At 39.3% G+C, this 13,098-nt stretch carries 12 protein-coding genes; all 12 read right to left on the bottom strand.

Going from position 1 to position 13,098, the window contains the following annotated elements; translation table 11 throughout:
• Nucleotides 1-307: 307 nt before the first annotated feature.
• The 12 genes from EV200_RS20740 to EV200_RS20685 all read right to left on the bottom strand — a co-directional run bounded on the left by EV200_RS20740 (nt 308) and on the right by EV200_RS20685 (nt 13,057).
• Nucleotides 308-1,009 (bottom strand): sulfite exporter TauE/SafE family protein, encoded by a 702-nt coding sequence (locus EV200_RS20740; RefSeq protein WP_132536208.1) that lies wholly within the window; start codon nt 1,007-1,009, stop codon nt 308-310.
• Complete coding sequence (locus tag EV200_RS20735; RefSeq protein WP_132536206.1) at nt 1,006-1,440, bottom strand: FixH family protein; 435 nt, start codon at nt 1,438-1,440, stop codon at nt 1,006-1,008. The genes EV200_RS20740 and EV200_RS20735 overlap by 4 nt, the downstream gene beginning before the upstream one ends.
• A gap of 13 nt (nt 1,441-1,453) precedes the next feature.
• On the bottom strand, nt 1,454-2,827 hold the full coding sequence (ccoG, locus tag EV200_RS20730; RefSeq protein ID WP_132536204.1) for a cytochrome c oxidase accessory protein CcoG: 1,374 nt from the start codon (nt 2,825-2,827) through the stop codon (nt 1,454-1,456).
• Nucleotides 2,814-3,782: a cbb3-type cytochrome c oxidase N-terminal domain-containing protein gene (locus tag EV200_RS20725; protein ID WP_229676887.1), complete on the bottom strand. Its 969-nt coding sequence runs from the start codon at nt 3,780-3,782 to the stop codon at nt 2,814-2,816. Before EV200_RS20725 ends, ccoG begins: the two co-directional genes overlap by 14 nt.
• A complete protein-coding gene (locus EV200_RS20720; RefSeq protein ID WP_132536202.1) occupies nt 3,769-3,951 on the bottom strand; it encodes a hypothetical protein in 183 nt (60 codons plus the stop codon). The genes EV200_RS20725 and EV200_RS20720 overlap by 14 nt, the downstream gene beginning before the upstream one ends.
• Nucleotides 3,952-3,955: 4 nt before the next feature.
• Complete coding sequence (ccoN, locus tag EV200_RS20715) at nt 3,956-6,094, bottom strand: cytochrome-c oxidase, cbb3-type subunit I (protein WP_132536200.1); 2,139 nt, start codon at nt 6,092-6,094, stop codon at nt 3,956-3,958.
• A gap of 71 nt (nt 6,095-6,165) precedes the next feature.
• Nucleotides 6,166-6,345 (bottom strand): cbb3-type cytochrome oxidase assembly protein CcoS, encoded by a 180-nt coding sequence (ccoS, locus tag EV200_RS20710; protein WP_132536198.1) that lies wholly within the window; start codon nt 6,343-6,345, stop codon nt 6,166-6,168.
• A 180-nt stretch (nt 6,346-6,525) separates the two neighbouring features.
• A complete protein-coding gene (locus EV200_RS20705) occupies nt 6,526-8,916 on the bottom strand; it encodes a heavy metal translocating P-type ATPase (RefSeq protein ID WP_132536196.1) in 2,391 nt (796 codons plus the stop codon).
• 10 nt (nt 8,917-8,926) lie between these two features.
• On the bottom strand, nt 8,927-10,273 hold the full coding sequence (hemN, locus tag EV200_RS20700) for an oxygen-independent coproporphyrinogen III oxidase (protein WP_132536194.1): 1,347 nt from the start codon (nt 10,271-10,273) through the stop codon (nt 8,927-8,929).
• Nucleotides 10,273-10,701 carry a Rossmann-fold NAD(P)-binding domain-containing protein gene (locus tag EV200_RS20695; protein WP_132536192.1) on the bottom strand — a complete coding sequence of 143 codons (429 nt, stop codon included), beginning with the start codon at nt 10,699-10,701 and terminating at the stop codon, nt 10,273-10,275. Before EV200_RS20695 ends, hemN begins: the two co-directional genes overlap by 1 nt.
• Before the next feature lie 109 nt (nt 10,702-10,810).
• On the bottom strand, nt 10,811-11,842 hold the full coding sequence (locus EV200_RS20690) for a response regulator (protein WP_188754134.1): 1,032 nt from the start codon (nt 11,840-11,842) through the stop codon (nt 10,811-10,813).
• A gap of 30 nt (nt 11,843-11,872) precedes the next feature.
• Nucleotides 11,873-13,057, bottom strand: coding sequence for a PAS domain-containing sensor histidine kinase (locus EV200_RS20685; protein WP_132536188.1), 1,185 nt, complete (start codon nt 13,055-13,057; stop codon nt 11,873-11,875).
• Nucleotides 13,058-13,098 lie beyond the last annotated feature (41 nt).

Raw genomic sequence — 13,098 nt, 5'->3', positions numbered from 1 at the left:
TTTCCGGTTAGCCACACGGGTCTGAACCGTGTGGCATTTTTATATGCCGCAAATATAGCCCCTATTTAGATCAAGTCCAAATAAGATTTGGGTTTTATTTAGCTTATTTGGCTTCCTAACCAAGAATAACCCTGTTAAACAGGCTATTTAGCTAAAACGTTACAATTACATTTGTTTGAATATTTGCCTTAGCATTTATACAGCATATCCTTCCACCTGATTATAATACCTCAAGAAATTTTAGTTCGGCACATCAAACAAAAAACATCAATTCAAGAAAAATCAGTGGAAAGCTATTTGGAATGATTTATTTACAGTCTACCGCTTGACCATACCTACCAGTTGGTGCAGGAGATAGAAAAGGGATGCCCAGGTTGGCGGAACGTACAATTAATAAAAATCCCATCATCAACATTAACCAAGGGATGAGCCTTTGTGTATTAAACGGGATATATTGTTTAATAAAAATGCCCCCCAATGAAATCATCAGCATCAACGGTGTGGTGCCGATACCAAATAAAAGCATAAAAATACCGCCAGCTTTAAAACTCCCGGTATTCAGGGCAGTTGCAAGCGCCAGGTAAACCATTCCGCAAGGAATGATGCCATTGAGTGCGCCAGCAAAAAATCCCCAGAGCGGCAACTTGAATACGTAGCCCATTAATTTACTGATAGGACGTAGTAAATGGTTTTGTAATGCGGCGAAACGCTTTACGTAATGGGGAACAAGTTGCAATAAAGTAAAAAAAATCAGCAGCGTGCCAATAATAGTACTTAGTATTTGCTGATTGCTAAAAACGGCAATACTGCCACCAAGTGCGCCTGCGCACAGGCCTAAAACCACATAAACAGAGATTCTTCCAAGCTGATATAACAGCAATTGTGAGGCAGAAGCTAAAAAATGCTGTTTCTGAAAAGGCATACCCAGCATAATTGGTCCGCACATTACTGCACAGTGTAAACTGCCAAGCAGGCCCATTAAAAAAGCAAGCGGCAGGAAATCCGTCATAGGGTAAGGTTAGTTTTATATAGATAATCTTTCCCGTTGCTGCGCCATTGAATATTCAAAAACCACATTCCCTTTGGTAAATGCGTCCGGCTCACCAAAATCAGGTGATCAGGTTCGATGGTTTTACCTTCAAACTTTAAATCTTCCGCTTTATTTGATGGCCGCATCAATACGACACGGTAGCTGGCGCTATCTTTTAAGCTGATGACCAATTGCTTTTGATCAATCACAATTTTCGGCTGCGCATCGGCATTCAGCATGTTTTGCTCTGCGTTATAAGTCGTATTATAAGTAATTCCTTTCTCATAATAATCATCTTCCACTAAAGCATCGCCATCATGCTTGGCAAACATATAACTTACCATTGCGATGATGAAAAGCATGAAACAGCCCATCCCCAATAAAATTTTAGTACCCCAGTTCATAGTCATCCTTTAGTTATTGTTATTGGTTATCAGGCTGTGCAAAAAAACTTGTGCTTGCCTGGCTTAAAACTTTTCCATCTACCACCACTTCAAATTCGGCATCAGATTTATATTCCTTAATCTGGTTGTTATTTCTGATGAGAAAGAAGGTAATTTGTGCAGATCCGTCTTTTGGAAGCACATTTGCCGCTTGTATAAATTCTATCTTATCGTGTTGATCTTTCGCCCTGAATTCAAACTTTACCGTTTTATTGGTTTTATTAATCAATTCTGCATTATACAGATTACTAGTTTGATTTGTCCCTCTATTTTGATAAAGCGTACCACTCGCACGTAACACCGTGGTTTCAATAGATGATCTTTTATAAATGAGTGAAGAAAAAACCATTAAAACCACCAATAAAACGGCTGCATATCCATATGCTTTGGCACCTATTTTAAATGGTTTCTGTTGGCTGATGTAATCCTGATTGTAAAATCCAATTAACCGCTCTGGTTTATTGATTTTCAGCATCACTTCATCACATGCATCAATACAGGCCGTACAGTTTACACATTCCAGCTGCGTCCCTTTTCTAATATCTATACCTGTAGGGCAAACCTGTACGCATAATCCACAGTCTACACAATCACCTTTAGTTTCATCTACATTTTGCTTCTGAATCTTTCCTCTGGGTTCTCCACGATTAACATCATAGGCTACAATCAGGCTCTGGTTATCCAGCAATACACCCTGCAACCTACCATAAGGACAAATCACCGTACAAACCACTTCGCGTACATAGGCGAAAACCACGTAAAACAAAATGGTAAAAATCCAGATGGAAATAAAACCTGAAACATGTTGACGAACCGGTTCTGTGATGATGCTGAATAGTTTTTCGGAACCAATTAGATAGGCTAAAAAGGTATTCGCGATGGCAAATGAAATCACTAAAAAGATAAAATGTTTAGCCGATTTTTTAAAAATCTTCTCCCTATTCCAGGGCTGAGCATTTAGCTTCCTTTGCTTCTGATTATCGCCTTCAATCCAGAATTCTATTCTCCGGAACACCATTTCCATAAAAATGGTTTGCGGACAGGCCCAACCGCACCAAAGCCTGCCCAAAACCACTGTAAAACAGACAATAAAAATGATGAATATGAGCATCGCCAAAGCGAAAAGATAGAAATCCTGTGGAGTAAAAATGAGTCCAAAGAATACAAATTTTCTTTCGATGAAATTTAATAACACCCACTGCTCACCATTGAGTTTTAAAAAAGGGCAAGAGAATAAAAGCAGGAGCAACACATAGCTTACCCATTTTCGGTAAGTATATAATCTTCCGGATGGCTTTTTAGGATATAGAAAATCCCTGCCCTTGCTTTCCTTATTCTTATTATTTTGTGGCATTTGTTGTTTTCAAACTATCTGCGGGTTCTTTCATGGCATTATCCTGTGGATCTTTTTCTTCATAATTCTCTCCCTGAGCAGCCTTAGCCCCTGCTGGATTTGTACCCGACAGCGATAAAATGTAGTTGGCTACGGCACTGATTTGTTTCGGATTCAGGTTTTTCTCCCAGCTAATCATACCTTTTTCAGGCACACCGTATTTAATGGTTTTGAAGACGTTGTTAATGCCCCCACCGTGTAACCAATATTCATCTGTTAAATTTGGACCGATAATTCCCTGCCCTTTATCGCCGTGACATACCTTACAGTTTCCATCGAAAATATTCTTTCCATCAGCTAAAACAGTTTCAGTAATATCAACTTTCACTGTATTTTCGTCAATTGCATTTGCTGATTTTTGCAGGTAGGCCGCTTTTTCAACCTGCGCCTGTGCCATTTCATTTTTATATTCCTGATCCTGGAGATCACCATAGCCACCAATGTGGTAATAGAACAGGTAACCTGCCGCAATAATCATGGTACCGAAAAACAAGAAGTTAAACCAGGCTGGAACCGGGTTATTCAGTTCTTTGATACCATCGTAAGCATGATCAATTTCCAGATCTTTTTCTTGCTCAATTGGTTTTAAACTCAATAATTTCTCCCAGATGGAGTAGCCTTTTTTACGGCTCTTTAACCAATCATCATAGTTTAATTGTTCGGCTTTCTCTGGTGAAAGATAAGGTGTTGGATTGAGCTGTTCCTTATACATCACCTTGAAAGCGTTGAGTAAGGTAAGCGACACAAATACCAGTACAACAGCAAAAAGTAATAAAATAACGATCAATAATTCTGATTGCGTAAGGCCAAGTGAAGGTGCTGAAGGCTTTACGTTTTCGGCAATTGTTTTTTCATCTGCTGCGAATGCCAACACCTGACTAAACAGCAGCGAAATAAATAAGCTAATTTTCTTCATACCCTTTAGATTGATTTTCTTTAATTGGCAATTCGCTCATGACTTCGATATGCTTTTTATTTAATTTAAGGAGGTAAATGCCTACGATAATGAAAAATACCATAAACATGATCAGTGAACTGATGAGATAAAGTTCTCCTCCGGCCAGGTCTTTTATTTGATTAAACATAATTTTAGTTGGTTGGAATTTCTGTTTTATTGGCTTTAATATCAGTACCTAAGCGTTGCAGATAGGCTATAATGGCCACAATCTCCCGATCACTTTTTACCTTAATGTTGTTTTGTTTTAATTCAGCGGCAATCTGATCAGCCTGAATTTTAAGATCATCATTAGCCTTTTGGTCATAACCGACTGCATAAGGCACACCCAATGTTTGCATCGCTTTGATCTTACTCGCCGTGGTGGTAATATCAAGTTGCTGATTCACCAACCATGGGTAAGGCGGCATAATACTGCCCGGCGACATTGAAGTAGGATCTACCAGGTGATTATAATGCCATGCATCTGAATATTTTCCGCCAATGCGATGCAAATCTGGTCCGGTTCTTTTACTTCCCCATAAAAAAGGGTGATCGTAAACAAACTCACCGGCCTTGCTATATTCGCCATAACGCTCTGTTTCTGAACGGAAAGGCCTAACTGTTTGGGAGTGGCAGTTTACACAACCTTCACGGATATAAAGATCTCTTCCTTGCAGTTCTAAGGCAGAATAAGGTTTAACACTTGCAATAGTGGGCACGTTAGACTGAATGGTAAAAGTTGGCATCATCTCCACCATTCCACCTATCAGAATGATAATCAAGGATAAAACCATGAACTTCATTGGCTTACGCTCTAAAACCCTGTGCCACGCTTTATCTGCAGCAGAATGATCTACAATTTCTTTTGACAAAGGCATTGCTTCTGCAGGTTCATTAGCAACCAGTTTAGCACTTCTCATGGTTTTGGCCAGGTTATAAGTCATCACAATTACACCTGCCAGATACATTGCACCACCTATTGATCGCAATACATGCATGGGAATTATCTGTAGCGTGGTGGCCAGGAAGTTTGGATACTTCAGTAAACCTTCGTTGGTAAACTCTTTCCACATTAAACCTTGGGTAAAACCTGCCCAGTACATCGGGATAGCATAAAAAAGAATTCCGAGCGTGCCTATCCAAAAGTGAAAGCCTGCGAGTTTTTTAGAATATAGTTCCGTTTTATAAATTCTTGGAATCAACCAGTACAGCACACCAAAAGTTAAAAAGCCATTCCATCCTAAGGCACCAACGTGTACGTGAGCTACAATCCAATCGGTAAAGTGGGCTACACCATTAATTTGCTTTAAAGATAACATTGGCCCTTCGAAGGTTGCCATACCGTAAGCCGTTAAAGCCACTACCATAAATTTCAGGGTAACATCTTCCCGGACTTTGTCCCAGGCACCCCGAAGTGTAAGTAAACCATTAATCATTCCGCCCCAGCTTGGAGCAATCAGCATAATGGAAAAAGCAACGCCTAAAGATTGTGCCCAGCCTGGCAAAGAGGTATAAAGTAAATGATGCGGACCGGCCCAGATGTAAATAAAAATCAGCGACCAAAAGTGTAAAATACTTAGTTTATAAGAATATACTGGTCTTCCAGCCATTTTTGGCAGAAAGTAATACATCATACCTAAATAAGGTGTGGTTAAAAAGAAAGCTACCGCATTGTGTCCGTACCACCATTGTACAAGCGCATCCTGAACGCCTGCATACACATAATAACTCTTCATAAAAGAGATAGGCAACTCAAATGAGTTAACAATATGCAACACTGCTATCGTTACAAAGGTGGCAATGTAGAACCAAATGGCTACGTATAAATGCCGTTCTCTTCTTTTAATAATGGTACCAAACATGTTAACTCCAAACACCACCCAAATGATGGTGATGGCAATATCTATTGGCCATTCCAGTTCGGCATATTCATGCGAGGTGGTAAAACCAAGTGGAAGGGTAATCACTGCTGATACGATGATAAGCTGCCAGCCCCAGAAATGAATTTTACTTAAAATATCACTAAACATTCTGGCTTTAAGCAGACGCTGTAAAGAATAATACACACCCATAAAAATGGCGTTGCCGACAAAGGCAAAAATCACCGCATTGGTATGCAAGGGCCTGATTCTACCGAAGGTGGTATATTGGTTTCCTAAATTCATTGCAGGTTTGAAAAGCTGCATCGCTGCCAGCAAACCTACCGTCATCCCAATAATCCCCCAAACGAGGGTGGCAATGCCGAAGTTTCTGACAATCTTGTTATCGTAAGTAAATCGCTCTAATTGCATAAACAGAAATGTTTTGTTTGTATTGATAGGTCAAAGGTATCCCGCATGGAGCGGGTAAAAGATGATGTGGCTTAGCTGGAAAAGTGATCTTCTTCACTTTTTTCTTCTTCCGGTTCATCATCAAAAAGAATGCGCACCCCCGGGGTGTAAACGTCGTCGTTTTGCCCTGTTTTGGCAGCCCAGATAAACGCACCCAGAAAAATGAGTGCCATTAAAACGCTGCAGCCAACCAGAAAATAGAGAATATTCATAACAGCATGTTTTCGTTAATAATATGTATTAGAATACCGTTAAAACAGTTTATTTTGTTTTTAACTACCCCGCCCTTTGGGCACCCTCCGATACATCGGAGGGAATGGCGATCCTAATTCCCCTCTTTCAGAGGGGTGGTCGCAGACCGGGGTGTAAATAGCAGTAAATATTAATCGAACTCAGGTAAATAGTTTATTTTTACGGGCAAGAATCCGGGTAGCGAAGGTGGTAAAGCAAATGATTGTTACGGTGCTTATCGGCATTAGTACCGCAGCAACTAAGGGATAAAGCGTGCCCTGAACGGCATAATAGATTCCGATAAAATTATATGCCGTAGCTATTGCAAAACTTGCTTTGATAATCTTAATTCCATCCTTACTCAGGCCAATAAAATTGGGCAAAAGGCTTAATGAATCTCCCTTCAGGATAGCATCGCATCCGGGGGTAAAATTGTTAATATCATCTGTAATGGCTATGCCGAAATCACTTTGTTTTAAGGCACCTGCATCATTCAACCCATCACCTAACATCATCACTGCCCTTCCGCTGTCTTGCAATGCCGAAATGGCATCAAGCTTTTCATGAGGACTTTGCCTGAATCTGATTTGATTCTTTTCCGGAAAGATGGTTCTCAAATGGCGTTCATCTTTGTTGGTATCGCCAGAAAGCAACTGTACATCAAATGAACGATTTAATTGTGCAATCAGCACGTTTAGTTGAGGTCGCCACTCCTGCTCAATCACAAAATTCCCTATATAAACATCATCAATCACCACATTCACACCGCTGGAAGGCTGATGGCCAACTGCTTTTAATTTAGAAGAAAGGCTTCCGGCATATACATTTAAGCCATTAACGGTTGCAGATAAACCTTTTCCAGGGATTTCCTTATAATTTTTGACCTGAAAAAAGTCGCTTGTTTTTAGTTCCTTTAAAATATGCCTGCTCAATGGATGTGCAGAATTTCTGAACAGTGAAGCCACAATTTTTTTCTCGTGATCATCCATTTCCCCATTGAAATAAACCTGCGCATTCCGGGTGGTCGTCAGTGTTCCTGTTTTATCAAAAACGACGGCATCACATTTTGCCAATTGTTCTACAGCATCCGTATTCTTCACATAGAAACCCTTCTTATCGAATACAGATAAAATGGCTGAAAGTGTAAATGGTGTGCTTAATGCTAAAACACATGGACAAGCCACAATAATTACAGCTGTAAATGCCGACCAGGCTTTATGGCTATCATGTTGCAAGAGCCAGTAAGCTGTTGCTGAAAATGCTATTGTGAATACGGCCAAACTAAAATACTTGGCAATGCTATCGTTAAAGTTCTGCTTTTGAACATTGTTTTTATAGTGATCATGGTTCCATAAACCGGTTAAATAACTTTGAGATACAGGCTTGATCACTTCTAATTCTATAGCCTCTCCTGTTTGGCGGCCACCCGCATAAATAATTTCACCTAAAACCTTATGCACAGGCTCAGATTCGCCTGTTACGAAACTCATATCCATCCAGGCATCACCTTTCATTAAAATCGCATCGGCGGGAAGTAATTCGCCGTTTCTAATCCATAAGCGGTCTCCAATTTTCACATCATTGATGGAAACTGGCTTTTCCAGACCGTTAATCAATGTGGTTACCGCAATCGGGAAATAGGAACGATAATCTCTGTCGAAGGAGATGTGGTTATAGGTTCGTTGTTTCAACCATTTACCCATTAACAGCAGAAAAACCAAACCCGTTAAGGTATCAGCGAATCCTGGTCCGGTGCTAAATATGACTTCAAATGCTGTTCTTGAAAATAATACAGCTATGATTAAAGCCAAAGGTGTATCCAGGTTCACATGTTTATGCTTTAAACTGGTTAATGCAGAAATGAAATAATCCTTACCGCAGTAAAAGGCTGCCGGAATGGAAAAAGCCAGATTAAGCCAGCCAAATAACACTTGAAATTGTTTTTCCAAGCCAGACAAACCAAAATATTCGGGAAAGCTGAAAAGCATCACATTGCCCATTAAAAATCCTGCTACGGCTATTTTCAAAATCAAACCTTTATCCAAAGCCTTTTGGTGTTCTTTCACCACATCCTGAAGGCTGATTAAAGGCTCATATCCAATTTGGATCAGTGTTTCTACCAGTTTCCTCAATGGAATTTCTGTATGGTTGAAAGTGATCGTGACTTGCTTCCTGATGAAATCAATTCGTGAGCTGAAGATGGCTGGATTAATTTTATATAAATGCTCAAGTAGCCAGATACATGAACTACATTGAATTCCTGGAATATAAAAGGTTATGATACTGGATTCCTTGCCAGTATAATCAATCAGCTGGTTAATAATCTGTGGTTCATCCAAGTATTCTAACCTGGTATCGTGATTAAATCGCTGACCTGGATTATGATTATATGCATAATAATTACAGAGGTTATTTTCTGAAAGGATTTGATAAACTCCCTTGCAACCAGCACAACAAAAATCTTTGTCATCCAATCGATGAATATGGTCTGTAACCTCTTCTCCACAATGATAACAGATGGTATAAGTTGTGGTTTGTTGTTGGTTTTTCATGGCATAGAATTTAAATGGCAGCACTAAAAAGCTTAGTTTCCGGTTGCCTGGCCCATAGCTTCTCATCAAAAGCCATGCACACATTTCTTAAAAATGATTTGCCAGTTTGGGTGATATTGATTTCCTTTCCACAAACCTGAATCAGTTGATCTTTAATGAGCGGAGAAAGCCTTTTAACAACTGCTTCGGGTATGGCTTCGGGGTAGCTGGTGTTTTCCCTACACATGATATTTAAAATATGTTGACGGATCTCCAGATCTTCATCAGAGAGCAGATGGCCCTTTTCTACTGGCAATAAATCAGCATTTATTTTATCCAGATAAGCTTCAATGCTTTTAGGGTTTTGTGCAAATGCAGTCCAGCTATCGCTAATGGACGAAACACCTAAACCAATCAGCAAATGCGTGTGCTGATCAGTGTAGCCCATAAAGTTGCGATGCAATTTTTTCTCCGCACTTGCTGTAAATAGGGTATCCGTTTTTAGGGCAAAGTGATCCATTCCTACATCTTCATATCCGGCTTTTATCAGCATTTTTTTACCCATTTGATAAAGCGCAAATTTTTCGCTTCCAGCAGGAAGATCTTCAACCGTATAATGCCTTTGACCAGGTTTTAGCCAGGGCACATGGGCATAACTATAAAATGCTATCCGATCTGGCTTCATCTCAATTACAGCTTCAATTGTTTCTGATAAGCCGCTGATATTCTGTGCTGGTAATCCATAGATCAAATCAAAATTAATCGAATCAAAACCAATCTCTCTGGCTTGACGCATGACGGCGGTTACCTGTTGTGGTGTCTGAAATCTATTGATCATCACCTGCACTTTTGGATCAAAATCCTGAATACCCAGACTCAATCGTTTAAAACCTAAATGATGTAAAGTTCGCAGATGTGCTTCGGTGGTATTTGCCGGATGCGCTTCAAATGAAAATGTAGCATCAGGCGAAACTTCAACCCCTGCGAGGATGCCTTCAATTAATATTTTCAGGTTTTCAGGTTTAAAAAAAGTAGGCGTTCCACCGCCCAGATGCAGCTCTTTTATATTTGGCGTACTTCCCAGCAGATTTTGATACATTTTCCATTCTGCTAAAACGGCATTGATGTAAGGCAATTCTACCGCATGGTTTTTAGTGATTCGGGTATTGCAACCACAATAAGTACATAAGCTTTCGCAATAAGGCAGATGGATATAAAGGCTGATTCCTTCATCTTTATGATCAGCATAAATGGATTGAACAGCGCTTATCCATTTTTCCGGACTAAATGTAGTTGGGTCCCAATATGGAACGGTGGGATAACTGGTGTATCGTGGCGCAGCAACGTTGTATTTTTGAAGTAGTGCAGCTGTTTCCATTATTTTAAAGCTTTAGCTACACCACAATTATTCTGACAGCAACAGGCCTTTCCCACACATTTACCCGCAGCCCACTGATCCAGATTTTTGATAACCTGCTCCATGCGTAATTTTGGGTCTTGATTTTCATCCAGCAAGGGTACGTTGGCTACCTTCATTCCTGCGCGTCCTGCAGCCAGTAAATCCAGGTGCCCTGTTTCAACAGATGATGTTGCGATATATCGAATACCCAATGACTTTAACCCATCAATCAATCGGGCATCTAGGTCATCGTGATTAAAAACCAATAACACTTCTTTACCTGCAGAAAAAGACAAAGTATCGATAGTTAAACTATTGGCTATGATGGTAATATCATGTTTCTTATAATTCGCGAGAACTAGCCATTCTTTTTCGACAGGCTTAATATTATAGGCTATTGCTTTCATGTACAATTTTTAAGTACACAAAAATAAAGCAGCCATCACTTGGAGAGGATGAGGCTGCTTAGACTAAAAAGTGACATTAATTACTTTTCGAAAGAAATGTATAAATCGACTATTGCTTTACATTTTTAAGATTTTTCAATGATAATATATTGATGGCATTACCTGTTTTATCAATCAATTTTTCATCCTTAAAGTCTGCCAGCATACGACTAACGGTTTCACTTGCTGTCCCCACCAACGCAGCAAGATCGTCTCTGGAAATTTTGATGGTACAACTGTCATTGTCACCATTACCAAATTTCTCAGCTACCTGTACCAATGCTTCAGCAACACGCTTTCTTACCGATGAATAAGCCAACTGCAGCATTTGTTTCCCTTTATCCTGTATATTTTCGGACAATAGGTTAATGAACTTCTTGGATACAGACTGATGGTTGAGTAAATATTCCATAAAATCTGTTTTAGGAATCTGCATAATTTCAGATGGAGCGAGTGTAGCAGCATTTTCAGCATAAGGAACCCCGTTACAAAGACTTTCATAACCGAAGAAATCTCCATCATGAAATAAGCCAGAAGATAGCTCCCGGCCATCTTTAAAACGTTTATACGTTTTAACCTGTCCTTTAACAATATAGTAAAGATGCAAAGGTTCATCATCCTCTACATAAATAATCTGCTTATTTGATACTGATCTGGTTTTGCCTTTTGCTTTAAGTTCTTCAAAAACGGCATCACTACTTACAGCGGATGTACCAATGGTTTTTGATTGCTGCTTCTTTTTAAAACGACTTTCAATCGCCTTAAACAATTCTAAATCATCAAAGGGCTTCGTTAAATAGTCATCTGCGCCCATCTCCATTCCCTTTCTCATATCTGCCCGTTCGGTTTTAGCGGTAATGAAGATAAATGGAATATTAGCCGTTTGCGGATTTTTATTAATCAGATATAACACTCCATAACCATCCAGTTCAGGCATCATGATGTCGCAAAGAATTACATCCGGCATGTGCTTTATAGCCATATCTACACCAATTTTACCATGCTTGGCAGTAAAGGTTTCATAGCCAGCTAAATCCAATACCTCCGCAGTTCCTTCACGGATATCGTCGTTATCTTCTATTATTAAAACTTTTTTACTCATCAGAGAATTGAATAGGAATTTTTGATTTATTTAGATTGGGAACGTCAAGGTAAATAACGTACCCGTATTCTGCTCACTTTTACAAGATACCGTGCCGTTCATTAAACCGACATAACGCCTTACAATATTTAAACCTAAACCTGTACCAGGAATATCACCTGTATTATGTGCCCTAAAAAAAGGCTCGAAAAGGTTATGTTGATCAATTTCTGGTATCCCAATGCCATTATCCTTCACTTCCAGAATCAGTTCATTTTCTTTAAGAATGCTATTGAATTGGATTAAGGTATCTTCTCCAGAATATTTAATGGCATTAGATATTAAGTTGATTATGCAATTCTTAAGCAAATTAGGATCAAGTAATACATTAGCTTTAGTACCCGTATGCTCATAAATGATATGCTGGTTCTGTTTGGTAATCAATTGCATTTCTTCCGTAATTTCTTCCGCAAAGCTAATGATATTGAATACCTGCTCAGTAGCTTGTACTTTACCCGCCTCCAGTTTTTCCAATGACAAAAAATCATTTAAAATGGTGGTGAGGTTATTAATCGAATTTTTGATTTTTGCCGTATGTTTCTCTACGTTTACTGCGTCTTGCTTAACCGTATACTTATCTATTAATGAGGCTGATAACTGCATTGAACTTAAGGGCGTTCTAAACTCATGCGAAGCCATAGAAACAAAACGTGTTTTAAGCTGATTCAGTTCTTTCTCTTTTTGAAAAAGTGCGCTCATATTTTCCTTTGCCGCTTCCAGCTCCGAAACCAGTTTAATTAAATCGCGTGTGCGTTCCTTAATTTTACTTTCCAACTTCTCGGTATAGGATTTAATCTGCTCCTCGTTTGCCTTTTCTTTTGACAGATCATGAATAAAACCGGTATAAATTTTACGATCGCTGAATTTAACTTCACTTACGCCCAATCGGAATGGAAAAGTAGAACCGTCTTTCTTTTGGCCCCGCACCTCTCTTCCAATCCCAATGATGTGTTTCTTGCCCGTTTCATTATAATTCTGAATATAGCCATCATGCTTGATTTTATCAGGTGCTGGCATTAAAACAGATACATTTTTACCGACCAGTTCAGACCGTTCAAAACCAAAAAGCCTCAATGCAGCTGGGTTTAAATGCTCAATAATGCCTTTATCATCAATGGTTATAATACCATCAATCGCATTTTCTATAATTGCATCCAGGAATTTCGATCTGTCCATTTTATCTGCTTTGCTGAGACCGTAAAGATAAATTTAATTGA

This window comes from Pedobacter psychrotolerans (genome assembly GCF_004340665.1).
Lineage (GTDB): Bacteria > Bacteroidota > Bacteroidia > Sphingobacteriales > Sphingobacteriaceae > Pedobacter > Pedobacter psychrotolerans.
The sequence above is the reverse complement of the archived record's forward strand: the minus strand, read 5'-3'. Positions and strand labels throughout refer to the sequence as shown.